Here is a 25,370-nt window from a genome sequence, read left to right on the forward strand (position 1 = left end):
TCAGCAACGGTAGTGGCAGGATCTTCGGTATGCAGGAGTTGTGGTCGCAGCGTGCGGACGCTGCGGAGGGGGCCGTCGTCGCGCGGCACATGTGTCGGCTGTGGGGGCTGCCGGGCACGACGCTCGGAGTCGTCGCCTGGCCTCCGGTCCGCCGTGAGCGGCTGTTCCTGCGTTGGCACTACTGGTGGCAGGCCCATCTGCTCGACTGCGCAGTCGATGCCGCAGATCGTGAACTCACTCCCAAGCGCCGTCGCAGACTGAACAAGATCACCCGAGCGCATCGCACCCGCAACATCAGCGGATGGACCAACAACTACTACGACGACATGGCCTGGCTCGGGCTGGCACTCGAACGCGCGCAGCGTCAGCACTTCGTCGGCAATCGCGGTGGCATCCAGCAGATCGAGATGGAGCTGTTCGACGCCTGGGCTCCGGCCGAGGGTGGCGGCATTCCGTGGCGCAAGAAGGACGACTTCTACAACGCCCCGGCCAACGGTCCGGCCGCGATCATGCTCGCTCGCACCGGTCGACTGTGGCGTGCCCAGGAGATGTCGGACTGGATGAATCGGACTCTGCGGGACCAGCGAACCGGCTTGATCATCGACGGAGTGCACTCCACTCGCGCGATCGTCGACGCGGGTGAACAGCCCGAGCTGGAACGTGCGATCTACAGCTACTGCCAGGGAGTCACGCTCGGCCTCGAGACCGAACTCGCGGTTCGACTCGGCGAGCCCAGGCATGCGAAGCGAGTCCACACACTGGTCGACTCCGTCGAGAACCACCTGACCCGTAACCTCGTCATCACCGGCGGCGGCGGGGGAGACGGCGGACTGTTCAACTCCATCCTGGCGCGTTACCTGGCCGTGGTCGCGGTCGAGCTGCCCGGAGACTCCGACGCCGACGATCGTGCCCGCGAACTCGCCGCGGCAATCGTGCTGCACTCGGCCGAGGCCGCGTGGGAAAACCGACTCGAAGTGGAAGACAACCCGCTGTTCGGAGCCGACTGGACCCGCGAAGCACGATTCCCGGGCCAGGGACTGCACATCGCCACTTTTGCCGAGGGCACCGTCCGACCGTCCGACGTACCCGAGCGAGATCTGTCGGTCCAACTCGGCGGCTGGATGCTGATGGAAGCCGCCTACCGAGTCTCGGCTGCAGGGTTCTAGGTCGTTCCGCAGGCTCCACTCCTGCAGGTTTCGATAGAACGGACCTGAGTGTTCACGATCGCAGTCGATCGGCGGAAAGCCGCGCCCGAACGTCGATGCCGAACACTCAGGTGCGGTGGCCCGTCCCTACTCGACGACCTCTTCGACCTCGATGGTCTCCTCGGGCCGTGCCATTTCCTTGCGGTACTGCCAGATTCCCAAACCGGTTCCGACCACGAGCAGCACGATCATGCTGATGAGAACCGCGGGCAGCAGCCACGGGATCTTCTCCAGGAACGACCCGAAGTAGAAACCGATCAGCAACAGCACCGGTGCCCAGATGATCGCGCCGAGGGTGCTGGCGATGGTGTAGCGGCGGTGATCCATCTTTGCCGCGCCTGCGACGAGCGGGCACAGTGTGCGCACCCAGGGGATCCATCGCGCGACGAGCACCGCCCAGAATCCGTGCTTCTCGAGCAGGAGATTCACCTTGTGCAGGTTCTTGGTGTTGAGGTATTTGCCGTTCTTGCGGGCCACCAAAGTCGAGCCGGTTCGGTGGCCAATCATGTACCCCACCTGATTACCGGCGATAGCTGCGACCATCGCACCGACCGACAGTGCCCAGATGTGACCGGTGCCCGACGCGTGCGTCGCCATCACGATTCCTGCTGTGATCAGCATCGAGTCCCCGGGGAGGAACAGGCCGATGATGACCGCGCATTCGATGAACACGAAAGTCATCACGACGACCCAGACGACGAGGGGGCCCGCCGTCTGCAGTGGGCCGAAGCTACCGGCTGCTTGCGTGGACACGTCCTGCAGCGCCGTTGCGCTCAGAGCGGTGGTAATCGAATGCACAGGCTCGATCACTTTCGGAAGATCACTATCAGGACTTGGTGTCCGGGGCGTCGGCTTCGATCGCGTCGGTTGCCTCGCCGAGCGGAGTCTTACGGGCCTTGATCATTCGCTTGCCGACCTCGATCACGATGGGCAGTACGGAGACGGCCACGATGATCAGGAAGATGATGTCGACGTGCTCGCGGATGAACGCGATCTGCCCGAGCAGGTACCCCAACACCGTCACGCCCGCGCCCCAGAGGATGCCGCCGACGACGTTGTAGGTGAGGAACAGCGAGTACTTCATGTGCGACGCACCGGCGACGACCGGCGCGAACGTCCGCACGATCGGAACGAAGCGCGCGAGGATGATGGTGATCGGACCGTGCTTCTCGAAGAACAGGTGCGACTCGTCGATGTATTTCTTCTTGAAGAATCGAGCGTCGTTGCTCTTGAAGAGAGCGGCACCGCCCTTGGTTCCGATGAGGAAGCCGACCTGGTCGCCGAGAATCGCCGCGATCGGAATGAGGATCACGAGCGTCCAGATCGATGCGAACGGCTCGATCTCGGTGGACTTCGACGCTGCGATCAACCCGGCCGTGAAGAGCAAGGAATCGCCGGGTAGCAGCGGGAACAGCAGACCCGACTCGATGAACACCACCAGCAGGAGCCCGATGAGCACCCAGTGTCCGAAAGAGTTGAGCAGGTTCACCGGGTCGAGGAATCCGGGCAACAGGGCCAGATTGGTCGTCACCGATTCCGAGGCAGCTAGAAGACTCACCGCGCCCACACTACCGGCCGAAACTGGTAACTCCTGAACAGTCGGTGAGCGGGAGTGGAGCCTGCGTAATGACCGGGGTGATGCGGGTATGCACGACACCGAGCCCGGTAGTTGCCATACTGCACGGGACACAATCGAACTTTCAATGGAGGAATGACGCCGTGCCTATCGCAACTCCCGAGGTCTACGCCGAGATGCTGGGCCGGGCGAAGGAACACAAGTTCGCTTTTCCGGCAATCAACTGTGTGGGTTCCGAGTCCATCAACGCCGCTATCAAGGGCTTCGCCGACGCTGGTAGCGACGGCATCATCCAGTTCTCGACCGGTGGTGCCGAGTTCGGCTCCGGACTCGGTATCAAGGACATGGTCGTCGGTGCCGTGGCGCTCGCGGAGTTCGCGCACGTGATCGCCGCCAAGTACGACGTCACCATCGCTCTGCACACCGACCACTGCCCCAAGGACAAGCTGGACACGTACGTGCGTCCGCTGATCGCGATCTCGCAGGAGCGCGTCGACGCAGGCAAGAACCCGCTGTTCCAGTCGCACATGTGGGACGGCTCGGCCATCCCGATCGACGAGAACCTCGAGATCGCCAAGGATCTGCTCGCCCGTGCTGCAGCAGCGAACATCATTCTCGAGGTCGAGATCGGTGTCGTGGGCGGCGAGGAAGACGGCGTCGAGGCCGAGATCAACGACAAGCTCTACACCTCGAACGAAGACTTCCTCAAGACCGTCGAGGCGCTCGGTGCAGGCGATGCGGGCTCGCGGTACCTGCTGGCGGCCACCTTCGGCAACGTGCACGGCGTGTACAAGCCGGGCAACGTCAAGCTCAAGCCCTCCGTGCTCGCCGACGGCCAGAAGGTCGCAACGGAGAAGCTCGGTCTGGCTTCGGGTTCCAAGCCGTTCGATTTCGTCTTCCACGGCGGATCGGGCTCGGCGAAGAGCGAGATCGAAGAGGCTCTCGAGTACGGCGTCGTGAAGATGAACGTCGACACCGACACCCAGTACGCGTTCAGCCGTCCCATCGCCGGACACTTCTTCTCCAACTACGACGGTGTGCTCAAGATCGACGGCGAGGTCGGCAACAAGAAGGCCTACGACCCGCGCAGCTACCTCAAGAAGGCCGAGGCCGGCATGACGGCCCGTGTCGTCGAGGCGTGCAACGACCTCAAGTCCGCCGGCCGCAGCGTATCCGCAGGCTGATCTACGTGAGCGGAACCTCGTAGCCTGCTACGAGGTAGGAGTGGAGCCTGCGGAACGACCCGCAGGCTCCGCCGCGCACATGCAGCGTCAGCTGCACACCTTCCACTGATCGCCTTCGAGGCTCAGGTCGAAGGTGCGCGGCGACCGATCGTTCGGATTGGCATCGGTGTGCGCGATCACCTGCGCGATCGCGGTGGTGGTGTCGGTGACCTGAATGGCGTCGATGCTGTCGACGGTCGGAATGCTGCCCTGCTCCACGGAGACGCGGTGGACGTCGGCGAACTCGGTGTCCGGGATATCGCGGTAGAACGTTGCCAGATCCCCGCACGAGGTGCTGCGAAGCGTGGCCAGGTCACCGCCGGCCAGCGCCCTGGTGAACGATTCGACGGTCGACCGGATCTGTGCCTCCGGTGAGTTGTCCTCGCTCGTGCGGTCGATCAGCAGGTATGCCCCTGCGGCAACCACTGCGATCACGACCACCGCGGACACCAGTGCCGCCCACCACTTCTTGTGGCTCGGCTTCTTCGGCTCCGCGGGCGGCGGTCCGACGCGCTGGGGAACTGCCTGTTTGGCACCGGCACCAACCTGTTTCGCAACGGCCTGCTGCGGCTCGATCTTGCGGGGCCCGACCGGTTGCGGCACCACTGACGGTGCTTTCTTTTCTGCCGCAACAGCTTTCGAGGAACCAGCAGCGGCGTCCCGTGGCGGAATACGACGCGGTGCCGCGGTCGGTTTTGCGACAGGCTTGGCTGCCGGTACCTCGGCTGGATCAGTGGTGATCTTCTCGGTCGGAGTGTCGGCGGGCTCGTCGACCAGCTTCTTCTTGCCCAGATCGATTTTCTCGGTGGCGGCGTCGTTCTCGGTGGCGGCGTCGGCCTCGGAGGGTGCATTCTTCTTCTCGTCCGGCATGCGTTCTCCCTCGTTCACCGAATTCTCGCAAGAGCGGTATGTCTGAAATTTCGTCAGCTGGCAGCCTATCGACCGCATCTGCGGTCCGGCACGAGCGATGCGGGGGTGTTCGGACACGATTCGGTGACGTAGGGGCACAATGAGCGCCATGACTTCTTTCGGTGATCTGCTCGGACCCCAACCCACACTGTTGCCCGGCGACGACGAGGCCGAATCCGCACTGCTGAATCACGAGGCCCCCGAGACGGTCGCAGCTGCGCATCCGACCGCGTCCATCGCGTGGGCATATCTTGCCGAGGGCGCGCTCGAATCGGGTGCCACCATCACCGCCTACGCCTATGCGCGTACCGGATATCACCGAGGTCTGGACCAGTTGCGTCGTAATGGATGGAAGGGATTCGGGCCGGTCCCGTACAGCCATGAGCCCAACCGCGGATTCCTCCGATGCGTCGCAGTCCTCGCCAAAGCCGCCCGCGACATCAACGAGAACGACGAGTACGCCCGCTGCCTCGACCTCCTCGAAGACTGTGACCCCAAGGCAGCAGAAGCGCTCGGCCTGGGCTGATCGAGCCCGCGCCAGCCGCTCGCGGGGGCGCACCCGGCTGAAATCGGGCAGTGCTCGGCTGAAGTTGTCGCTGCTGCCCATCATTCAGTGCGCGTTGGCCGCAGGTGTGGCGTGGTTCGTCGCAACGGACATCGTCGGTCACGAGAGCCCGTTCTTCGCGCCGATCGCCGCTGTCGTCTCGCTGGGCGTCTCGCTCGGCGCTCGCCTGCGCCGATCGGCCGAGCTCGTCGTCGGAGTGACGGTGGGCATCGGCATCGGCGATCTGCTCATCTCGCTGATCGGCAGCGGGCCGTGGCAGATCGCGTTGGTGGTCGTGTTGGCGATGTCGGCCGCGGTGTTCCTCGACGGTGGTCCGATCATCGCGATGCAGGCCGGATCGTCCGCCGTGCTGGTGGCGACCCTGATCCCGCCGGGCAACATGGGTGGCCCCAACCGCATGGTCGACGCGTTGGTCGGCGGTCTGGTCGGCATCGCGATCGTGGCGTTGATTCCGACGCATCCGGTCTGGCGGGCCCGCAAGGATGCCGCGAACGTCCTGGCTACGGCTGCAAGTGTGTTGCAGAAGGTGGCCGACGGTTTGGTGGCGAACGATCCCAAACCGATCGAGGAGGGGCTGCGTAAGGCGCGTGCAACGCAGTCGGGTATCGATGCGCTCCGAACCGATCTCAAAGGCGGCCGGGAAATTGCCCGGATCTCGCCGATGTACTGGAATCACCGCAATCGTCTGGCCGCGCTCGCGGCGACGGCCGATCCCATCGACAATGCCGTCCGCAATATTCGGGTGCTCGCTCGGCGGTCGCTGACGCTGGTGCGAGACGACGAGATTCTCGATCCACGTGTCGTCGACGAGGTGGAGAAGCTGGCGCACGCGGTGGAAGTTCTACGCCAGATGATTCTGGCGGATCCGGGACAGAAGCCGGATGCGGCGGAGGCTGCGCGGGTGTTGCGTTCGGTTGCGGCCGGTGCCAAGCCTGAGTTGATCTCGAATGCCGGTCTGTCGGCGACGGTGGTGTTGGCGCAGTTGCGGTCGATCATCGTCGACTTGCTGCAGGTCGCCGGGCTCAAGCGCATTTCTGCGTTGGCGACGCTTCCGCCGACGGTGAAGCATCCGCACGTCCCGCCGGAGTTGTGAACCGGAGCCTGCGCCCCGCACGACACCATTGCATATATGCGTATGTACGCATATGGTGGCTGCCGGAAGTAGATACAGGCACGCAAGGGGGAGTCATGGGCGCCGGTCACGGGCACAGTCACGGTGTGGGCGGTCATTCGCCCGCAGGGCCACCCAAGTCCCGCGTACGCAAGATGGTTGTCGCTCTCGCCATTCTGGTGGTGTTCCTCGTCGTCGAGGCAACCGTGGCGCTGGCGATCGGCTCGCTCGGACTGCTCGCCGACGCCGGCCACATGCTCACCGACGTCCTCGGTATGTCCATGGGTTTGATTGCACTTCTGCTGGCACGTAAGGGAAGCGCTGCCGCGGCAAGAACTTTCGGTTGGCACCGCGCTGAGGTGTTGACCGCCATCGCCAATGCTGTTCTGCTGCTGGGTGTTGCGGCCTTCATCATGTACGAGGCAGTATCGCGGATCGGTGACGCTCCCGAAATCCCCGGCCTACCACTCATTCTCACTGCGGCCGCCGGTCTCGCGGCCAACATCGTCGTCATGCTGCTCATTCGCGGAGACGCCAAGGACTCGCTCGCGGTCCGCGGCGCATACATGGAAGTCCTGGCCGACGCGGTCGGCAGCGTGGGGGTGCTCGTCGGCGGCGTGCTGATGCTGCTGTTCCAGTGGACCTGGGTGGACATCGTCGTGGGTGTGCTGATTTCCCTGTGGGTGATTCCGCGAGCGATCAAGCTGGCCGGCTCTGCGCTACGCATTCTCACCCAGGCCAGTCCGGCCGACGTCGACGTGGACGCGTTGACGGGTGACCTGAGCGCACTTCCCGGAGTGACCGGAGTGCACGACCTGCACGTGTGGACGCTCACCACCGGAATGGATGTGGCCACAGTGCATCTCGAGTGCGAGGGTTCGTCGTCGATGGTGCTCGATCGTGCCAAGTCGTTGTTGTCCACCTATGGACTCGACCACGCCACGGTGCAGGTCGAGCCGGCGGCACACGGCCGAACGTGCAAGGAAGAGATCACCTGGTGACGGTACGAACCTCGGTGCCCGGACGCCAGACGTCGATCTGCATGTGATCGTCCACCAGGGACGTCAGCACGATCTCGGTGATGTCGAGGTCGAACACGTGGTACGGCACCAGTTCGCCCGGCGCGGCGTCGAATATCGGTTGCAGCACAGCCGGATCGGTGATCTCGACGGCCACTCCGCCGATCTTCGCATCCCCGCCGTCCATCGAATGATGCCCAGGATTGCTGTGCAGCGCGAACCGTCCGTCACGTTGCAGGTCGCGCGCCTTGACCGCGCCGAGCATCGACCCGAGGCGCACTACGCCGCTCGCGTCGAATTCCACCTCGGTTCCGCTCACGCGCGGCGAGCCGTCTGCTCGTAGCGTCGCAAGAACATGGTGCTTGTGAGCGGTGAATCTGGCCCGCACCGCCGAGGCCAGGTTCGGTGCTGCAGTCGAGAACTCGTTCCACGTCGTCATAGTGACGAGTATTCGCCACCATTACTGACACCTTGTGTCAGTAATATCGAGACATGCGTTCCGCGCGGTTGCTCCGCATCATGCTGCTGCTCCAGCAGGGGCGAACGGCGACTGCGCAATCCCTGGCCGACCAGGTCGAGGTATCCGTCCGAACCATCTACCGCGACATCGGCGCACTCGGTGCGGCCGGAGTGCCTCTGTGGACCGAAACCGGCCCCGGCGGCGGCATCCGGCTGCTCGACGGGTGGCAGTCCGCACTGACCGGTATGACCGGGATCGAAACGTCGGCGCTGATGCTTCTCGGGATGCCCTCGATTGCTGCCGACCTGGGTCTGTCCGATGTCACCGCTGCGGCCGAGAGCAAGCTTCTCGGCGCATTGCCGGTTCCGTTGCGGGCGAGCGCGCAACTGTGGCGTGAGCGTGTGCATGTGGACGTTCCCGGGTGGTTCACCGTGCCCGCCGCGAACGATGTCGTGCCGGTGCTGGCTCGTGCGGTGCTCGGTGGTCGGGAGATCGAGATGGCTTACCGCGGTGGGAGACGGGTCGTAGGGCCGCTCGGTCTCGTGGTGAAGGCGTCGGTCTGGTACCTGGTGGCCACGCGCGGCGAGCGCGTCCTGTCGTTTCGGGTCGACCGGATCGGCAGCGTCACGGAGTCGAAAACTCCGGTCGTTCGGCCCGAGGGATTCGACCTCGCGCAGTGGTGGAACGCGTCGATGGCGGAGTTCGATCGGTCGCTGCTGACGTATGCATGTCGTGTTCGTCTGTCCGACTCCGCAATTCGCGCTCTGCCTCGGGTGATCGGTGCCACGGCGATGCCGGCAACTGCGCCGCCCGACGACGACGGCTGGACCACCGTGGACCTGATGCTCGAGAGCGAGGAGGTGGCGCTCGGACAGCTGATCGCGCTCGGTGGGGGAGTCCGGGTGCTCGAGCCGACCTCTCTGCGTATATCTCTGCGCGACCTCGCGTCGAACATCGCACTCGACAACGGTTGAGCTACACCCAGAATCGCATCAGGTAGTTGCCGTTACCGGCGAAGAACTCGGGAACACCGGACAGCCCGAACAGGGTGTAGATCGCTCCGAAGAATGCAGAGTTGACCGAGGGCACGAACAGCAAGGCCACGAGTACGAGCAGACCGTACGTCTTGAACTGCGCCAGCGCTGCCCTCGTGGCGGGTGAGAGCGAGGGCTCCAGCGCGGCGTATCCGTCGAGTCCCGGTACCGGAATCAGGTTGAGGATGGTGGCCATGATCTGCAGGAACGCCAGGAAGCTGAGCCCGTACCAGAACGCGGGGTGAGTGCCGTCCGAGCCGAACAGTCTGATGACGACCAGAAGTGCCACGGCGACAACGGCATTGGCGAACGGGCCGGCCAGGGCGATCCGCCGTTGCGTCGACGCCGAGAACTGGCCGGTGCGCAGGTACACGGCACCGCCTGGTAGTCCGATTCCGCCGATCGCGATGAACACCACCGGCAGGACGATCGAGAGCAACGGGTGGGTGTACTTCAGCGGGTTGAGCGTCAGATAGCCGCGGAGCTCGACTTCGCGATCGCCGGCGCGAAATGCGGTGAAGGCGTGGCCGAACTCGTGCAGGCAGACCGAGGCGATCCAGCCGGCAAGGACCAGAACGAACACCCCGAGCCGCGCCGTGAACGACGTGACGTCCTCGGCCGTCCAGGCCAGCGCGCCGCCCACTCCTGCGACAGCCAGAACGGCAACGAACACCGGACTCGGCAGAACGGGACTGCGCCGTAGTGGGACGGTCATCGGATCAGCGGGACGGTCATCGGACCAGCAACCACTCCTGATCGTGGCGGTAGAACGTGGATCTCTTCACCGTTCTGTCGCCGCCGATGCCGTCGCGCATCAGTTGAGCTGCGGGGGAGCCGAGTTGCATCGCGCGCCCGCTCACCCAGCGGCGGGGCAGCAGACGTCGACGGCCGATCACTCGCGCGCGTAGACCCGGCAGCTCCGGGGTGGGTGCCACCTCGACGCCGGGTACGACGCCGGAGAACAGGCGAGTGTCGTCGACGTAGGCCTCGCCCTCGAGTTCCGCTCCGTCGGCACCGCCGAGGAGCGCCCGACCGACGACGGCTTTGCCCGCGTCGTCGCGAATCAGGGGTGTGCTCGACGCCGTCCCGGTGAGCGCCACTTTGGCGGCGCGCGATCCGGTACCGAGCTTGTAGATGTGGGCTGCGTTGGTCGCGGTCTCCGGTACGAAGGCGACTTCGACGTGCAGGCGGTCGGTACGCATCAGTCGGGTCAGTACTGCGGCCAGGGAAGCGTCGTCGCCCAGGACGATGATGCGGGGTGCGGGAGCGGATTCGATGTCCGAGAAGAGAGCGCTGCAGTCGTCGTCGGTCGGTACGGCATCGGCGCTACGCAGCGGGACGTCGGTCAGCGCGATCGGCAGCAGCGGACTTCCGCAGTGCAGAACGAACGGTGTCACGGCGCTCCTCGGTCTTCGGTCGAACCTCGTCACGACCATAGTGCCCTCGTTTCGGTTCCACCGTAGCGGCATGCGGGCCAGCTCACCGGCTCGGCTAGACTGTTCTCCCGGCCACTGTCGCGCCTGCGACAAATGGTGACTGCTGCATTCGTTCGAGCAAATCTGCAGCACGTCCTCGCACGAAAGCAACGTAGGAGAGCACATGCCGGCGATAGTCCTGATCGGCGCCCAGTGGGGCGACGAGGGCAAAGGCAAAGCCACCGACCTTTTCGGCGAACGCCTTCAATGGGTCGTTCGTTACCAGGGCGGAAACAACGCCGGGCACACCGTTGTGCTTCCGAACGGCGACAAGTTCGCGCTCCATCTGATCCCGTCGGGAATCCTCACGCCGGGCGTGAAGAACGTCATCGGCAACGGCGTCGTCGTCGATCCCGGTGTGTTGCTGACCGAGCTCGACGGGCTGGAAAAGCGCGACGTCGACACCTCGAACCTGCTGCTCAGCGCCGATGCGCACCTGATCATGCCGTACCACGTGGCCATCGACAAGGTGACCGAGCGTTTCCTCGGTGCCAAGAAGATCGGTACCACCGGGCGCGGTATCGGGCCCTGCTACCAGGACAAGATCGCCCGCGTCGGAGTCCGAGCGGCCGATGTGCTCGACGAGAAGATTCTGACCCAGAAGGTCGAGGCCGCACTCGAATTCAAGAACCAGGTGCTCTCGAAGATCTACAACCGGCGGGCGTTGGATTCACAGCAGGTTGTCGACGAGGTGCTCGAGCAGGCAGAGGGCTTCAAGCACCGCATCACCGACACCAGGCTGCAGCTGAACCTGGCGCTCGAGCGCGGCGAGACCATTCTGCTCGAAGGCTCGCAGGGCACGCTGCTCGACGTCGATCACGGCACGTACCCCTACGTCACGTCCTCGAATCCGACGGCGGGAGGCGCATCGGTCGGCTCCGGCATCGGCCCCAACAAGATCGGGACCGTGCTCGGCATCCTGAAGGCCTACACGACGCGTGTCGGCTCGGGTCCGTTCCCGACGGAGTTGTTCGACAATCACGGCGAGTACCTGGCCAAGCAGGGCGGCGAGGTGGGCGTCACCACCGGTCGCGCCAGGCGCACCGGTTGGTTCGATGCCGTCATCGCGCGATACGCCACCCGCGTCAACGGCATCACCGACTACTTCCTGACCAAGCTCGACGTGCTGTCCAGCCTGGACACGGTGCCGATCTGCGTTGCGTACGACGTGGACGGTGTGCGGCACGACGAAATGCCGATGACGCAGACCGGCTTCCATCACGCGAAGCCGATCTACGAAGAGATGCCCGGTTGGTGGGAAGACATCTCCGGTGCCCGTACGTTCGAGGAACTGCCGATCAACGCGCAGAACTACGTCCTGCGTCTCGAAGAGCTGTCGGGTGCGTACATGTCGTGCATCGGCGTCGGACCGGGCCGCGACGAAACCATCGTTCGCCGGGACATTCTGCGGTAGACATTTCGGTGAAATGACAGGCCCCGAGGCGCAACGCCTCGGGGTCTTCTTCTTTCCCGAGCGCACTCGAATAGCGCTCATTCACATATATGTCGAAATTGGAGGGCGCCGCCACTCATCGGCGTGGATAATTGCGACCAGGTTGGGCGAAGGAAGGTCGGGCGATGACTGAAAATTACAACGGATTGGAAGTTTTCGGCTACCAATTCGATCGGTTCGCTTACGAACATCCCTGGATCGGTGCGCAGACCGGTGAATTCATGCTCGGGCCCGAAGGTGGGGGAATGCTCGATTTCACGCACGCCACCGTGTTCGCGCTACCCGAAGGTGGCGCGCACGAGGTGCACGGTCCCATCCTGGACTGGTACCTGGGACATGGGGGACCCTATGGCGCACTTGGCTATCCGATCAGCAACGAGCGTCCGACACCCACCGGTTCCGGTAGATACAACCTTTTTCAGCGTGGGGCCATCGGCTGGTTGCCGGAAGTGGGTGCGTTCACCATCGGTGGTCGATCGGATGAATCGGACGTCAGCCCCGGACCGGACGCTGTATTGGTATCGGCAGTCGACGGCCCTCTTTCTTCGCTGGAAGTTTCTGCCTGAAAACTATTCCTCTTCCCTGTTTCGAGCCATTTATCCGGTCGTGGAGTCTGAATTACCACCGCGATAATTCAAAACAGTGTCGGCTCGTCGAACCCCGGTACTCCCTCGATGCCGAGAATTCGTTGTTTGGTGTTCGCTCCGCCCGGTGCCGAAAAGCCTCCGACTTCCGTGCCCGCGCCGAGTACTCGATGGCACGGGACGATGATCGGCACGGGATTGCGGCCGAGTGCTCCGCCTACCGCTTGGGCCGCACCGGGATGGCCGAGTCGGCGGGCTATGTCGCCGTAGGTGAGGGTCGAGCCCCGGGGAATCTCGCTGCACACGGTGTACACCGAGGCGTCGAACTCGGAGACGTCGAGAACCAGCGGAATCGGCCTCATATCGACGGTACGTCCGCCCAGCAGGCCGACAATTCGGTGGATTGCATCGGCCGCAAGTGCATCTACCTGCCCGTGCGCAGCGCCGAAGCCGGCCAGGTACTCCTCCATTGCCTCGTCCGACGGTTCGGGCAACGCAACGGCGACTATTCCGTCCTCGGTCCACGCGATACCGCAGCGTCCGATGGCGGTGTCGAAGAGCGTGCTGCTCGGCATGGATCCAGTATCCACCCGTCGCCCCGGAGCAGTCCAGTTGATCGGCGAATGGACTTGAATGTTCGATGCCAGTGCGCGAATACTGGGGAGCATGGCCTCGAGAGTTCTCAATGCAACGTCACTGGCCCGCGATCTCGGTAGCTGGCGCGCCGACGCCTCCGCGGATGGATCCGGCAAGCGCAAGGCCTCGCGTCCGACGTATCGCGCGTTGGCAGACGGCGTGCGTCTGCTGATTCACGACGGCCGGATTCCGCTCGGCGTAGGGCTGCCGAGCGAACGCGATCTGTCTGCTGCTCTCGACCTGAGCCGCACGACGATCACCTCCTCGTATTCCGTGCTGCGTGACGAGGGGTATCTCATCAGCAAGCAGGGCTCACGCAGTACGGTCGCTCTGCCCTCTGCCCCCAGCCCGAACGGGCTACTGATTCAATCGACGTCGCCGTCGGGTCCGGTGGTGGACATGTCTCACGCGGCGATGTCGGCCGCGGACGGCACTATGACGGCCGCGTACGAGTCTGCGCTGCAAGCACTTCCGGCGTATCTGCCGACGCACGGTATGGAGCCCATCGGTCTGGCGGTGTTGCGGGAGGCCATCGCACAGCGCTTCGTCGAACGTGGACTGCCAACAACCGCGGATCAGATCATGGTCACCTCCGGTGCGCAGCAGGCAGTTCGGCTTCTGCTGGGCACGCTGACCTCGCCCGGCGATCGCGTCCTGATCGATCACCCCACGTATCCCAACGCGCTCGAGGCCATCAGGCGAGTGGGTGCGCGACCCGTGCCGGTGCCGGTGCGCCCCGCGGACGGCGACTGGGATCTCGACGGAATTCGCAGCGCGGCAAGACAAACGGCAGCCAAGGTGGCATATCTGATTCCGGACTTCCACAACCCGACCGGGCAGGTGCTCAGTGCCGAGGGCAGGGCCGAACTCGCGCGCATCACCCGCGACACCCGAATGACGCTCATCGTCGACGAGACCATGGTGGACCTGTGGCTCGACGCGCCGCCGCCACCGCCGGTCGCATCGTTCGGGCGGGTCTCCGGTTCGGATATCGTCACGATCGGTTCGGCGTCCAAGTCGTTCTGGGGTGGCCTGCGCATCGGGTGGATCAGGGCACACCCGTCCCTGGTCTCACAGCTCGCGGGCTCCCGGGCAGCACACGACCTTGGTACGTCGATCATGGACCAGTTGGCGTCGTCGTTTCTGCTTCAGGACGCGGAACCGGCCCTCGATCTGCGTCGGTCCCAACTGCGTGAGCGTCGGGACATTCTCGAAGATGCTCTGGCCGAACATGTTCCGGACTGGCGCTATCGCCGTTCCGAGGGTGGCATGTCGCTCTGGTTGCAGCTGCCCGCTCCGGTATCGAGTGCGTTGGCCGCCACGGCTCCCGCATTCGGAGCGGTGTTGGCAGCGGGACCACGATTCGGCGTGGAGGGTGCCTTCGAGCGCTACCTCAGGCTGCCGTACACCCGTGAGCCGCAAGAACTTCGGGCCGCTGTTGCGGCGACGGCCGCGGCATATCGAGCCTTGGCCCCGAGCGCCGAAGCGGAGCAGCCGGCCCTGGTGTTCTGAGCGGCTGGTGTTCTGAGCGGCTGGTGTTCTGACCGCGAACTCGAAGTTATGGATGGAAATCACCCGAAAATTGTCCACAACTTCGAGTTCGGCGCAGACGGTTACGCCCAGACCGACGCGATGTCGGTAGCGGCGGCGGGCGGTGGCGTCGGGACTCCGTTCTCGGTGCGGGAGAACCGCGGTGCCGGACGGTGTTGCGTGACGCCGCCGACGTCGATGAGTGAGTCTCGATCCTTCATGTGCGGGTGGTTCGGGGCCTCGGCGAAGGTGAGGACCGGCGACACGCACGCGTCGGTGCCGTCGAAGATCGTGGCCCATTCGTCACGGGTCTTGGTCAGGAACGTCGAGGTGAACTTCTCGCGCAGTTCCGGCCAGCGCGACTTGTCCATCTGCGACGGCAGGTCTGCATCGGAGAGGCCCAATCCGGTGAGGAGCTGAGCGTAGAACTGCGGCTCGAGCGAGCCGACTGCCATGTACTGGCCGTCGGAGGTCTCGTAGGTGTCGTAGAACGGTGCGCCGGTATCGAGAAGGTTGGTGCCGCGGTCGTCGCTCCAGGCTCCGACTCCGCGCCACGACCAGATCATGTGCGAGAGTGCGGCGGTGCCGTCGACCATGGCGGCGTCCACCACCTGGCCCTGCCCGGAGTTCTGTCGCTCGTAGAGCGCCGCCATGATGCCGAAGACGAGGAACATCGAGCCGCCGCCGAAGTCGCCGACCATGTTCAGCGGCGGCACCGGGCGTTCGCCCGCACGGCCGATCGCGTTGAGCACCCCGGTGACGGAGATGTAGTTGATGTCGTGGCCTGCGGTCTGGGCCCAGGGGCCTTCCTGACCCCAGCCGGTCATGCGGCCGTAGACCAGGCGCGGGTTGCGGGCAAGGGCGTCGTCGGGTCCGAGGCCGAGGCGTTCGGTGACACCGGGGCGGAATCCCTCGATCAGCACGTCGGCGCGCTCGACGAGGCCGAGAACCTTCTCGATGTCGGCCGGGTCCTTGAGGTTCGCCTCGACGATGGTGCGGCTGCGCAGCTGGTGGTCGTGGGGAGAGACCTGTCCGGCGCGTTGCACGCGCACGACGTCTGCGCCGAGGTCTGCCAGCAGCAGTGCCGCGTGCGGGCCGGGCCCGATTCCTGCGAGTTCGACGACGCGGAGCCCCGCGAGCGGTCCACCAGTGTTCGACACGTTGATTGCCTCGTTCCGACGTTGTGCGCTGCAATTGTGAATGGAGACTAACTTGTACTAGGTCGTCCAAGTAATGTGGGTGTGGATAATAGGGCTGTGACTGCCCCAGATCCCGTCCGCATCGGTACTCCACTGACTCCCGGCGCGACCCGGGTCATGCTGCTCGGCTCAGGTGAGCTGGGCAAAGAAGTCATCATCGCGTTCCAACGCCTCGGTGTCGAGGTGATCGCCGTCGATCGCTACGACAATGCTCCCGGCCATCAGGTGGCCCACCACGCATTCACCATCGACATGAGCGATCCGGAAGAGCTTCTGGCGCTGATCGATTCGCAGCAGCCCGACTTCGTGGTTCCGGAGATCGAGGCCATTGCCACCGACGCCCTCGCCGAGGTGGAAGCCCGAGGCCGAAGCGTGGTGATTCCCACGGCTCGGGCGACGCAGTTGACGATGAACCGCGAGGGCATCAGGCGATTGGCAGCCGAGGAACTCGGGCTGCCGACCTCGCCTTACGCATTCGCCGATTCGCTGGACGACGTTCGACAAGCGCTGTCCACCATAGGTTTTCCGGCCGTCATCAAGCCGGTCATGTCGTCGTCGGGCAAGGGTCAGTCCGTTGTTCGCAGTGAAGCCGATGTCGAGGCGGCCTGGGAGTACGCACTGAAGGGTGGTCGCGTCGACCTCGGCCGCGTCATCGTCGAGGGATTCGTCGACTTCGATTACGAGATAACACTTCTCACCGTGCGAGCCGTCGACGGAACTTTCTTCTGCGAGCCTATCGGCCACCTGCAGGAATCCGGCGACTACATCGAATCCTGGCAGCCGCAGCCGATGTCCGACGCGGCCCTCGCCGGTGCCCGCGACGTCGCCGAGCGCATCACGACGGCGCTCGGTGGGCGCGGGCTGTTCGGTGTCGAGTTGTTCGTTCAGGGCGACACCGTGTACTTCTCCGAGGTCAGCCCCAGGCCGCACGATACGGGTCTGGTAACGCTTCGGACGCAACGGTTCTCGGAGTTCGAGCTGCATGCCCGCGCCGTGCTCGGTCTGCCGATCGACACGACGCTGCTCTCGCCCGGCGCGTCGGCCGTGATCTATGGCGGTGTCGATGCGGACGGCATTTCCTTCGAAGGCGTCGCCGATGCGTTGTCGGTTCCCGAGACCGACCTGCGCCTGTTCGGCAAGCCGACGAGTTTCGTCCGGCGCCGGATGGGTGTCGCGGTGTCGACCGCGTCGGACATCGAGACGGCGCGGAGCCGGGCCCGCGAGGCGGCAGGCAAGGTTCGTCCTGTCGTCTGACCCGGCACAGGGCACACTGAGCTCATGAGCGCGCTCGGAGAAGTCCTGGTCGGCCTGGTGATTCTGGTCGGCCTCGTCGGCATCGTCGTCCCGATTCTGCCCGGCACAATCTTGATCTTCGCGGCGGTCGCGGTGTGGGCGTGGCTCACCGGCGGAGCGGCCGCATGGACGGTGTTCGCGATCGTGACGCTATTGCTGGTGCTGAGCGGCGTCGTGAAATACACCTGGCCGGGCCGTCGCATGCGGGAGGCGGGCGTGCCGATGCGATCGCTGGTGGTCGGCGGCCTGCTCGGCATCGTCGGATTTTTCGTCATCCCCGTCGTCGGGCTCTTCATCGGTTTCATCGCAGGCGTCTACGTGGCCGAAGTGCCCAGGCACCGCAGCCATTCCGAGGCCTGGCGATCGACCGTGCACGCCACCAAGGCCGCGGGGTTGTCGATCCTGGTGGAACTGTTCGGCGCGTTGCTCGCCTCAGCGGTGTGGCTCGGGGGAGCCGTACTCGTCTGAGGGCCTAAGGGACCCGATACCAAGCCCGGGCATTACCGTCGAGCACGGCGGGTAGGTCGCCGCCGACGGCGTGGGTGATGATGTCGATGTCGTTCTCCGAGAACGGGCGTGGGGCACGGGTGCCCGGCAGATCGGTGCCGAACATCAACGCCGCGGGGTTGACTCGATGGATCTGCTGCAGTGTGTCGGCGATGTCGAGATCCACTCGGCCGAATCCGGTTGCCTTGACGCGTACCCCGCGGTCGACGAGGTTCAGGAGGTACGGCAGACCCTGAGTGGACAAGCCCAGGTGATCGATGCTCACCGCCGGCAACTTCGCGAGGATGGGTTCGAGCGAGAGCAGCAGGGACGCATCGACGTACAGCTCGGCATGCCACCCGACCAGTTCGTGCACGCGACGTGCCTGGGTGGTGAGCATCTCGACATCCGTCTCGCCGCGTTTGAGGTTGAAGCGCATACCGCGCACGCCCGCGTCGTCGAGCGCGACGATGTCCTCGTCGGAGCAGTCCGGATCGATCTGGGTGACGCCCACCCAGCCGCGCCCGAGGGTCTCCAGAGCAGCGAGCAGGTAGCTCTGGTCGGTGCCCTGAAACGATCCCGAGATCACCGCACCGCCGGTGATGCCGAGCCCGTCCACGTCGTACAGATAATTCGAGACCGTGTAGGGATCGGGCAAGAACCCGTGGTTCTCGATCAGCGGAAAACGGGGGTCGATGATGTGCAAGTGGGCGTCGAACACGGGTCTCAGCATGCCAGCTCGCTGATTCGCCGTCGCGGCCCGGTGTCGCGGTGTTTGAATGCGAAACATGAAACCGGAGACCACTGTCGTTCTCGACGGCTACACCTATTTCGAATGTCCGCGCTGGCACGAAGGGAGGATCTGGGTATCGGACTTCTATTCGCACCGGGTCGTCTCTGCCCTCGAGGACGGCTCCGACGTGCGAGTCGAAGCCGAGGTGCCCAATCAGCCGTCGGGCCTGGGGTGGTTGCCGGACGGCCGGTTGCTGATCGTGTCGATGCGCGACTACAAACTGCTGCTGCGCGAGCACGACGGTTCGCTGACCGTCCACGCCGACCTGTCGACGTACGTGACGGCGAACCTCAACGATATGCTCGTGGACGCGCAGGGCCGCGCCTACATCGGGAATTTCGGGTTCGACCTGATGAACTTCGCTCCCGTCGAGACGGCCGATCTGATTCGCGTCGACCCGGACGGTTCTGCACACGTCGTGGCATCGGATCTGTACTTCCCCAACGGGATGGCGTTCACGGGTTCGGGTGAGCTGCTGGTCGACGAGACGGTCGGTAACCGGGTCAGTGCGTTCGACATCGCCGAGGACGGGTCACTGGGGGAGCGGCGTGACTGGGCGACGTTCGGTGAGCTGCCGTCGTCGACGGACATGGCAACGGCTCTGGGCGAGGTGAAAGTGGCTGCCGACGGATGTTGCATCGACACCGACGGCACGATGTGGATCGCCGATGCGCTGGGTCAGCGGGTGCTGCACGTCGCGCAGGGTGGAGAGGTGCTCGATCAGCTCGACTTCGACCTCGGGGTCTTCGCCTGCGGACTCGGCGGATCCGACGGCCGCACGCTGTTCGTCTGCGCTGCACCGGATTTCAACGAGCATCAGCGCAAGATCGAGACGGAGGGAAAGCTGCTGGCGGTTCGGGTGTAGGCGCTTCGCGCATGTGAGCGGAAATTCGTAGTGGGCTACGAGGCAGGAGTGGAGCCTGCGGAACGACCCGCAGGCTCCACGCTCACATGCGGCGCAGCCGCTCAGGCCTTGTCGGGCTCGGAGGCCTTCAGCATGTCCTCACGCTCGACGACCTTCACGCGCTCGCGGCCCTCGGGCTCACCGAGTGAACGCTCGTGGGCGTCGAGGCGGTACCAGCCGTCCCAGGTGGTGAAGGGCACCTGCTTGCCTTCGAGGAACGACGTGACGGCATCGAGATCCGGCTCGGCCGCACCGGCGAAGTTCGGCGCATCCTCGAGCAGGTTCGCGACGGTTTCGTTGGCGTCGCCCTTGGTGTGACCGATGAGGCCGACGGGTCCGCGCTTGATCCAGCCCGTGACGTACGTGGCGGGGACGGGAGTGGTGGAGTGCGGTGACTCGACGACGCGTCCGGCCTCGTTGGGGATGGTGCCTGCCTGCTCGTCGAACGGGAGCTGGCTGATGTTCTGGCTGAGGTAGCCGACGGCGCGGTAGACGGCCTGGACATCCCAGTCGTTGTACTTGCCGGTGCCCTTGACGTTGCCGGTGCCGTCGAGTTCGGTGCGTTCGGTACGCAGACCGACCACCTTGCCGTCCTCACCGAGAACCTCGCTGGGCGACTCGAAGAAGTGCAGGAACAGCTTGTGCGGGCGGTTGCCGACGTCGCGGATGGCCCAGTCCTGCAGGGTGTTGGCGACCATGTCGACCTGCTTGGAGTTGCGGCGGGCCTGCTCGGAGCCTTCGTCGTAGTCGATGTCCTCGGGGGCGACGATGACCTCGATGTTCGGCGAGTGGTCGAGCTCGCGCAGCTCCAACGGGGTGAACTTGGCCTGAGCCGGTCCGCGACGTCCGAAGACATGCACCTCGAGGGCTTTGTTGGCCTTGAGTCCTTCGTAGACGTTGGCCGGGATCTCGGTGGGGAGCAGTTCGTCGCCGGTCTTGGCGAGGACGCGTGCGACGTCCAGGGCGACGTTTCCGACGCCGAGGACGGCGACCTTCTCGGCCTCGAGCGGCCAGGTGCGCGGCACATCCGGGTGGCCGTCGTACCAGGAGACGAAGTCTGCGGCGCCGTAGCTGCCGTCGAGGTCGATGCCGGGGATGTTCAGTGCGCGGTCCGCGTTGGCTCCGGTGGAGAAGATGACGGCGTCGTAGAAGCGGCGCAGATCGTCGAGATTGATATCGGTGCCGTAATCGATGTTGCCGAGCAGGCGAACCTGTGGCTTGTCGAGGACCTTGTGCAGGGCGGTGATGATGCCCTTGATGCGCGGGTGGTCGGGGGCAACGCCGTAGCGAATGAGCCCGAACGGTGCAGGCATCCGCTCGAAGAGGTCGATGCTCACGCCCGGTCCGCTGACATTGTGGTCGGACTTCATGAGCGCGTCGGCGGCATAGATGCCGGCCGGTCCGGCACCGACGATGGCGACGCGGAGTGGACGAGTCTGATCAGTCATGTGCAGCGAGCTACCTTCTTCGAGGGAAGTGCGGACACCCCAGCATAAATTAAGGACAACCTGAGCTGGGGCAGTGGGCAACTTGCCGGATTTCCCGGTTTCCGGTAGGAATTGCTCTGTGCAGACGACATACCTGGTCCGACGGTTCACCGTCGACTTCTGTCGTACCTGCACCAACATGTGTTGTCGGTGACCTGACCCGACGCCCTTCCCCTTCCTGAACAGGACGGGATCCCTCTCTCGACGGCAGCGCTGCCTGAACCAGCCCTCTCGCCGTGCACAGATTCGAGGACACATGACCACCCTGGAACAGACCGCCACCCTCACACTCGACAAGCTCGGCCCGTCGTTCGGTGCCGAGGTCATCGGCCTCGACGTCGCGTCGGCGTCCGATGCGCAGATCCACGCCGTGCGCCGAGCCCTCGTCGAATACAAGGTTCTGGTGCTGCGCGGGCAAACGTTGGACGACGCGGCACACGTCGAATTCGGCCGCCGTCTCGGTGACCTCACCGCCGGTCACCCGGTACACGACAGTGGCCACGTCGCCCCCGAGGTGTATGCGCTCGACAGTCAGGACAACGGGTTCGCCGACGTCTGGCACACCGACGTCACCTTCATGGAACGTCCGCCGATGGGGTCGATCCTGCGTCCCGTCGTCCTGCCCCCACACGGTGGCGACACCAACTGGGCCGACAGCCAGCTCGCCTATGAGTCCCTCTCGGCACCGGTACGGCGAATGATCGACGGGCTCACCGCGATTCACGACGGCAACCGCGAATTCGGCTACTACCTCGCGCAGAAGCGCGGCGGTAAGGGCAACGTGTGGGACGGCAAGGAAGTCACCGCGCTGGTCCCCGTCGAACATCCCGTCGTGCGGGTTCATCCGGAAACCGGCCGCAAGGGGCTGTTCGTCAACCCCGGTTTCACCTCCCACATCGTGGGCGTGTCGGAGGCGGAGAGCCGCGGAATTCTGGACTTGCTCTACGCGCACCTCACCAAGCCCGAGCACGTCGTGCGGCACCGCTGGCGTCTCGGCGATCTGGTGCTGTGGGACAACCGGAGCACCTCGCACTACGCCAACCGCGACTACGGCACCGAGCACCGCAAGATGCATCGCATCACATTGCGCGGAGACATTCCCGTCGGACCCCGGTAGTTCCGGGCCCGTTGGATCGAGGAAGATTGCCTACATGGCGTCGTGGAGTGAACGTAGGCAGCAGTGGGTCGACAGTCGTGAGGAAGCGCGCAACAACGCTTCCGAAGCGGCCGCCGACTCCGGTGAGCAGCGTCCGCCCAACGCGTGGCCGTTCATCATCGCCGCGGGCATCGTCGTCGTTCTGCTCGTCGGTATCTTCGCGGCTTCGAAGTTCGCTCCCGCGGAGAACAACGTGACGCAGGCGCAGCTACTGACCGACGCCGTCGACGGATTCCTCGAGGCACAGAACTCCGGCGACGCAGATCTCCTGCGTGAGAACACCTGCTTCGATCAGGTCGCCGTGCTCGTCCCCGGCGACGATGCGCAGTACCGAACCGATCGAGCAGGCGAGGTCGAGCGCAACGGCGAGACGTCGATCGACGGGGTGCCGTCGGAGTACGAGGTCAACGGCGACCGCGGCAGGGTGACCGTCCCGCTGAAGGAAGAGAAATCCGGAGTGCAGACCGACGACGAGTGGAAGTTCGTCCGCGTCGACGACAAGTGGCTGGTCTGCAATGTCTGATCTCGGTATGTGTGATGTAACGGCAAGTGACGGAAGGCTGATCCAGTGACCTACGCAGGTGACATAACCCCGGAAGCGGCTTGGGAGTTGTTGCAGAGCAACCCCGAGGCTGTGCTCGTGGATGTTCGTACGCGCGCCGAGTGGCAGTACGTCGGTGTTCCGGACACCTCCGGTATCGACCGTCCGACGCACCTGATCGAGTGGGTCAGCTACCCCGACGGTGCGCGCAACACCGATTTTGTCGATGACCTGAAAGCCGCAGGGGTGGACGGCGATCGGCCGGTGGTCTTCCTGTGCCGCTCCGGTCAGCGGTCCATCGGTGCCGCGGAAGCCGCGACGGCAGCGGGCATCGGCCCGTCCTACAACGTGCTCGACGGTTTCGAGGGTGCCACCGACGCCGACGGCCACCGCGGAGCCACGGGTTGGCGTGCAGTCGGGTTGCCCTGGAGGCAGTCGTGACGAACATTCCCAAAGGTGGGGGTTTCGAGAAGCCGCTACCCGAAGGTGTCGGTCAGGGAACGCTGGGAGTTCGCGGCGGTCTGATGCGATCCGGGTTCGACGAGAACGCCGAAGCGCTGTATCTCTCTTCGGGTTTCGTGTACGAGAGTGCCGGCGCGGCCGAGCAGGCCTTCACCGGCGACATCGATCATTTCGTGTACTCGCGGTACGGCAACCCGACAGTGAAGATGTTCGAGGAGCGACTGCGGTTGATCGAGGGTGCCGAGGCATGCTTCGGGACGTCCAGCGGCATGTCCGCGGTGTTCACCGCGCTCGGTGCGCTGCTGAAGGCCGGCGACCGATTGGTCGCTGCGCGTAGCCTTTTCGGGTCGTGTTTCGTGGTCTGCAACGAGATTCTGCCGCGCTGGGGCGTCGAGACCGTCTTCGTCGACGGCGAAGACCTCGAGCAGTGGGAGCAGGCGCTGTCGGTGCCGACGACGGCGGTGTTCTTCGAGACCCCGTCCAACCCGATGCAGTCGTTGGTCGATGTCCGGCGCGTCTCCGAGCTGGCGCATGCTGCCGGCGCAACGGTGGTGTTGGACAATGTGTTCGCGACGCCACTGCTGCAGCGCAGCCTCGAACTCGGGGCCGACGTGGTCGTGTACTCGGGCACCAAACACATCGACGGCCAGGGCCGGGTACTCGGCGGGGCGATCCTGGGCTCGAAGGAGTACATCGAAGGCCCGGTGCAGACTCTGATGCGGCACACCGGACCTGCACTGAGCCCGTTCAACGCCTGGACACTGCTGAAGGGGCTCGAGACGATGCCGGTGCGGGTGCGGCATTCGGTGAACTCCGCGCTGCAGATCGCCGAGTTCCTCGAAGCTCACCCGGCGGTGCGCTGGGTGAAATATCCTTTCCTGCAATCACATCCGCAGTACGAGCTGGCGAAGTCGCAGATGTCGGGCGGCGGAACCGTCGTGACCTTCGAGCTCGATGCTCCCGAGGGAGAGGGCAAGAAGCGCGCCTTCGAGGTGCTCGACGCGTTGCGTATCGTCGACATCTCCAACAACTTGGGCGATTCGAAGTCGCTCATCACGCACCCGGCCACCACCACGCACCGTGCGATGGGGCCGGAAGGTCGTGCGGCAGTGGGCATCACCGACGGCGTCGTGCGCATCTCGATCGGGCTCGAAGACACCGAGGACCTGATCGGAGACCTGGATCAGGCGCTGAAGTAGCGGGGTCAGAGTGTCACCGGTACCGGCTTGTCGATGAGGGAGTAGTGCGCGGCATCGCCTGCGACCACTCGGCTCTTCTCTCCGTTGGGGTGTACCGGCACGTCGCCCGCCAGGGTGATGCGTTCGAGGCGGCGGTACTGATCGTCCCAGTCTGCGACGGCGTAGTGCTGGGTGGCGCGGTTGTCCCAGATTGCGACGTCGCCGAGGCTCCATGTCCAGCGAACAGTGTTCTCCAGCTTTGTCACTCGATTCTGTAGGAGATCGAACAGCGTCTGCGACTCCTTGGTCGACAATCCGATGAAGTTCTTCACGAAGTGGCCCAGAACCAGAGTCTTCTCACCGGTCTCGGGGTGTACTCGCACCACCGGATGCTCGGTCTCGAAGTAGGTGGACTGGAATTCCTTCCGGTACTCCTCGGTCTTGGAGTTCTGAATTTTCTCTGCCGCTGTCGCCGCATAGTCGTAGGTGTTCGAGTGGGTGGCCCAGAGGTTGTCGACCAACGCCTTCAACGAATCCGGCAGCTGCGCGTAGGCGGCAGTCTGTGACGCCCACGTGGTGTTCCCGCCGTATTCCGGGAGGCTGACCGCACGCAGGATCGAGGCCTTCGGGATGCGGTCGACGAAGGTCACATCCGAGTGCCAGCTGTTGGCCTTGCCGTAATCGGAGTCGATGGACAGCGTTCTGGTGCCGCGAGAAGTGACCGTGGGGTGCGGAGTGGTCGGCGATCCGAGTAGTTCCGCGAACGCATACTGGCTTTCGTCGTCGAGGTGGTGCTGGCCGCTGAAGAAGATCACCTTGTGTTCGAGCAGAGCGCGCCGAACGAACTCGACGGTGTTCGCATCGAGGTGGCCACCGAGTCGTACTCCCTCGATGCGGGCACCGAGATTGCCGCCGATCTTGATTGCACGCAGAGCTGTGTCATTCTCGACAAGAGTGTCCACCGACATGTCGGTACCTTTCGCTGGTTGAAGAACTGCCCGAATTGCGCCGGTGCAGTGTGGAATTCAACAAGCTGACCATTGTCGATCGTCGATGTACACAGTTCGATTCACCGTGATCTCAACGCGACG

27 protein-coding genes are annotated in these 25,370 nt (G+C 64.5%); 16 read left to right on the plus strand and 11 right to left on the minus strand.

Annotated elements, in window-relative coordinates; all coding sequences use genetic code 11:
* The first annotated feature begins 29 nt into the window (after positions 1-29).
* Complete coding sequence (locus tag BH93_RS05220; protein WP_037172123.1) at positions 30-1,166, plus strand: glycoside hydrolase family 76 protein; 1,137 nt, start codon at positions 30-32, stop codon at positions 1,164-1,166.
* A gap of 126 nt (positions 1,167-1,292) precedes the next feature.
* Here the strand turns inward: BH93_RS05220 and BH93_RS05225 are convergent, their stop codons facing one another.
* Together BH93_RS05225 and BH93_RS05230 are read right to left on the minus strand one after the other, a co-directional pair.
* The gene (locus BH93_RS05225; protein ID WP_032380735.1) at positions 1,293-1,958 is read right to left on the minus strand and encodes a DedA family protein; all 666 of its coding nucleotides are present in this window, start codon (positions 1,956-1,958) and stop codon (positions 1,293-1,295) included.
* A 73-nt stretch (positions 1,959-2,031) separates the two neighbouring features.
* Positions 2,032-2,772 carry a VTT domain-containing protein gene (locus tag BH93_RS05230; protein WP_371828239.1) on the minus strand — a complete coding sequence of 247 codons (741 nt, stop codon included), beginning with the start codon at positions 2,770-2,772 and terminating at the stop codon, positions 2,032-2,034.
* A gap of 152 nt (positions 2,773-2,924) precedes the next feature.
* On the opposite strand from BH93_RS05230, the gene fbaA reads away from it, so the two are divergent.
* Complete coding sequence (gene fbaA / locus BH93_RS05235; protein ID WP_032380186.1) at positions 2,925-3,965, plus strand: class II fructose-bisphosphate aldolase; 1,041 nt, start codon at positions 2,925-2,927, stop codon at positions 3,963-3,965.
* Positions 3,966-4,052: 87 nt separating this feature from the next.
* Here the strand turns inward: fbaA and BH93_RS05240 are convergent, their stop codons facing one another.
* Positions 4,053-4,874, minus strand: coding sequence for an Rv0361 family membrane protein (locus BH93_RS05240; RefSeq protein WP_155290880.1), 822 nt, complete (start codon positions 4,872-4,874; stop codon positions 4,053-4,055).
* Positions 4,875-5,022: 148 nt separating this feature from the next.
* On the opposite strand from BH93_RS05240, the gene BH93_RS05245 reads away from it, so the two are divergent.
* The 3 genes from BH93_RS05245 (at position 5,023) to BH93_RS05255 (ending at position 7,590) form a co-directional block, all read left to right on the plus strand.
* Positions 5,023-5,439: a DUF3151 domain-containing protein gene (locus BH93_RS05245; protein ID WP_032380738.1), complete on the plus strand. Its 417-nt coding sequence runs from the start codon at positions 5,023-5,025 to the stop codon at positions 5,437-5,439.
* Between the two features lie 64 nt (positions 5,440-5,503).
* A complete protein-coding gene (locus BH93_RS05250) occupies positions 5,504-6,571 on the plus strand; it encodes an FUSC family protein (protein WP_197914643.1) in 1,068 nt (355 codons plus the stop codon).
* A 95-nt stretch (positions 6,572-6,666) separates the two neighbouring features.
* Positions 6,667-7,590, plus strand: a complete 924-nt coding sequence (locus BH93_RS05255; RefSeq protein WP_032380187.1) for a cation diffusion facilitator family transporter — start codon at positions 6,667-6,669, stop codon at positions 7,588-7,590.
* Here the strand turns inward: BH93_RS05255 and BH93_RS05260 are convergent.
* Positions 7,580-8,047 carry a pyridoxamine 5'-phosphate oxidase family protein gene (locus BH93_RS05260; RefSeq protein ID WP_037172122.1) on the minus strand — a complete coding sequence of 156 codons (468 nt, stop codon included), beginning with the start codon at positions 8,045-8,047 and terminating at the stop codon, positions 7,580-7,582. The two genes, BH93_RS05255 and BH93_RS05260, sit on opposite strands and share 11 nt — an antisense overlap.
* 53 nt (positions 8,048-8,100) lie before the next feature.
* Between BH93_RS05260 and BH93_RS05265 the strand changes: the two genes are divergently transcribed.
* Positions 8,101-9,042: a helix-turn-helix transcriptional regulator gene (locus BH93_RS05265; protein ID WP_037172121.1), complete on the plus strand. Its 942-nt coding sequence runs from the start codon at positions 8,101-8,103 to the stop codon at positions 9,040-9,042.
* A gap of 1 nt (position 9,043) precedes the next feature.
* On the opposite strand, the gene BH93_RS05270 is transcribed toward BH93_RS05265, so the two are convergent.
* On the minus strand, positions 9,044-9,817 hold the full coding sequence (locus BH93_RS05270) for a site-2 protease family protein (RefSeq protein ID WP_037172120.1): 774 nt from the start codon (positions 9,815-9,817) through the stop codon (positions 9,044-9,046).
* Positions 9,818-9,833: 16 nt separating this feature from the next.
* Positions 9,834-10,538 (minus strand): hypothetical protein, encoded by a 705-nt coding sequence (locus tag BH93_RS05275; protein ID WP_052064886.1) that lies wholly within the window; start codon positions 10,536-10,538, stop codon positions 9,834-9,836.
* 163 nt (positions 10,539-10,701) lie between these two features.
* Here BH93_RS05275 and BH93_RS05280 point away from each other — a divergent pair, with 163 nt between their 5' ends.
* Positions 10,702-11,991, plus strand: a complete 1,290-nt coding sequence (locus BH93_RS05280; protein WP_032380192.1) for an adenylosuccinate synthase — start codon at positions 10,702-10,704, stop codon at positions 11,989-11,991.
* Positions 11,992-12,155: 164 nt separating this feature from the next.
* Complete coding sequence (locus tag BH93_RS05285; protein WP_037172117.1) at positions 12,156-12,596, plus strand: LGFP repeat-containing protein; 441 nt, start codon at positions 12,156-12,158, stop codon at positions 12,594-12,596.
* A 68-nt stretch (positions 12,597-12,664) separates the two neighbouring features.
* Here BH93_RS05285 and BH93_RS05290 read toward each other — a convergent pair whose 3' ends face one another.
* Positions 12,665-13,189, minus strand: coding sequence for a methylated-DNA--[protein]-cysteine S-methyltransferase (locus BH93_RS05290; RefSeq protein ID WP_037172259.1), 525 nt, complete (start codon positions 13,187-13,189; stop codon positions 12,665-12,667).
* A 91-nt stretch (positions 13,190-13,280) separates the two neighbouring features.
* Here BH93_RS05290 and yczR point away from each other — a divergent pair, with 91 nt between their 5' ends.
* Positions 13,281-14,762: a MocR-like transcription factor YczR gene (yczR, locus tag BH93_RS05295; RefSeq protein WP_032380741.1), complete on the plus strand. Its 1,482-nt coding sequence runs from the start codon at positions 13,281-13,283 to the stop codon at positions 14,760-14,762.
* Between the two features lie 101 nt (positions 14,763-14,863).
* Here the strand turns inward: yczR and BH93_RS05300 are convergent, their stop codons facing one another.
* Complete coding sequence (locus BH93_RS05300; protein WP_037172115.1) at positions 14,864-15,940, minus strand: CaiB/BaiF CoA transferase family protein; 1,077 nt, start codon at positions 15,938-15,940, stop codon at positions 14,864-14,866.
* A gap of 156 nt (positions 15,941-16,096) precedes the next feature.
* On the opposite strand from BH93_RS05300, the gene purT reads away from it, so the two are divergent.
* Positions 16,097-17,233, plus strand: coding sequence for a formate-dependent phosphoribosylglycinamide formyltransferase (gene purT / locus BH93_RS05305; RefSeq protein ID WP_197914645.1), 1,137 nt, complete (start codon positions 16,097-16,099; stop codon positions 17,231-17,233).
* 24 nt (positions 17,234-17,257) lie between these two features.
* On the plus strand, positions 17,258-17,740 hold the full coding sequence (locus BH93_RS05310; RefSeq protein WP_037172112.1) for a DUF456 domain-containing protein: 483 nt from the start codon (positions 17,258-17,260) through the stop codon (positions 17,738-17,740).
* A gap of 4 nt (positions 17,741-17,744) precedes the next feature.
* On the opposite strand, the gene BH93_RS05315 is transcribed toward BH93_RS05310, so the two are convergent.
* The gene (locus tag BH93_RS05315; protein ID WP_032380743.1) at positions 17,745-18,491 is read right to left on the minus strand and encodes an amidohydrolase family protein; all 747 of its coding nucleotides are present in this window, start codon (positions 18,489-18,491) and stop codon (positions 17,745-17,747) included.
* Positions 18,492-18,546: 55 nt separating this feature from the next.
* Here BH93_RS05315 and BH93_RS05320 point away from each other — a divergent pair, with 55 nt between their 5' ends.
* Positions 18,547-19,416 carry an SMP-30/gluconolactonase/LRE family protein gene (locus tag BH93_RS05320; protein ID WP_242459121.1) on the plus strand — a complete coding sequence of 290 codons (870 nt, stop codon included), beginning with the start codon at positions 18,547-18,549 and terminating at the stop codon, positions 19,414-19,416.
* 101 nt (positions 19,417-19,517) lie between these two features.
* Here the strand turns inward: BH93_RS05320 and BH93_RS05325 are convergent, their stop codons facing one another.
* Complete coding sequence (locus BH93_RS05325) at positions 19,518-20,903, minus strand: FAD-dependent oxidoreductase (protein WP_032380197.1); 1,386 nt, start codon at positions 20,901-20,903, stop codon at positions 19,518-19,520.
* A gap of 295 nt (positions 20,904-21,198) precedes the next feature.
* Between BH93_RS05325 and BH93_RS05330 the strand changes: the two genes are divergently transcribed.
* The 4 genes from BH93_RS05330 to BH93_RS05345 are packed head-to-tail and all read left to right on the plus strand — an operon-like array spanning position 21,199 to position 24,300.
* A complete protein-coding gene (locus BH93_RS05330; protein WP_032380198.1) occupies positions 21,199-22,059 on the plus strand; it encodes a TauD/TfdA dioxygenase family protein in 861 nt (286 codons plus the stop codon).
* A 34-nt stretch (positions 22,060-22,093) separates the two neighbouring features.
* On the plus strand, positions 22,094-22,621 hold the full coding sequence (locus BH93_RS05335) for an Rv0361 family membrane protein (protein ID WP_037172109.1): 528 nt from the start codon (positions 22,094-22,096) through the stop codon (positions 22,619-22,621).
* Positions 22,622-22,666: 45 nt separating this feature from the next.
* Positions 22,667-23,080 (plus strand): rhodanese-like domain-containing protein, encoded by a 414-nt coding sequence (locus BH93_RS05340; RefSeq protein WP_037172108.1) that lies wholly within the window; start codon positions 22,667-22,669, stop codon positions 23,078-23,080.
* Positions 23,077-24,300, plus strand: a complete 1,224-nt coding sequence (locus BH93_RS05345) for an O-succinylhomoserine sulfhydrylase (protein WP_037172107.1) — start codon at positions 23,077-23,079, stop codon at positions 24,298-24,300. Before BH93_RS05340 ends, BH93_RS05345 begins: the two co-directional genes overlap by 4 nt.
* A 5-nt stretch (positions 24,301-24,305) precedes the next feature.
* Here the strand turns inward: BH93_RS05345 and BH93_RS05350 are convergent, their stop codons facing one another.
* Positions 24,306-25,247 carry a TauD/TfdA dioxygenase family protein gene (locus BH93_RS05350; protein ID WP_037148901.1) on the minus strand — a complete coding sequence of 314 codons (942 nt, stop codon included), beginning with the start codon at positions 25,245-25,247 and terminating at the stop codon, positions 24,306-24,308.
* Positions 25,248-25,370 lie beyond the last annotated feature (123 nt).

This window comes from Rhodococcoides fascians A25f (genome assembly GCF_000760935.2).
Classification (GTDB): domain Bacteria; phylum Actinomycetota; class Actinomycetes; order Mycobacteriales; family Mycobacteriaceae; genus Rhodococcoides.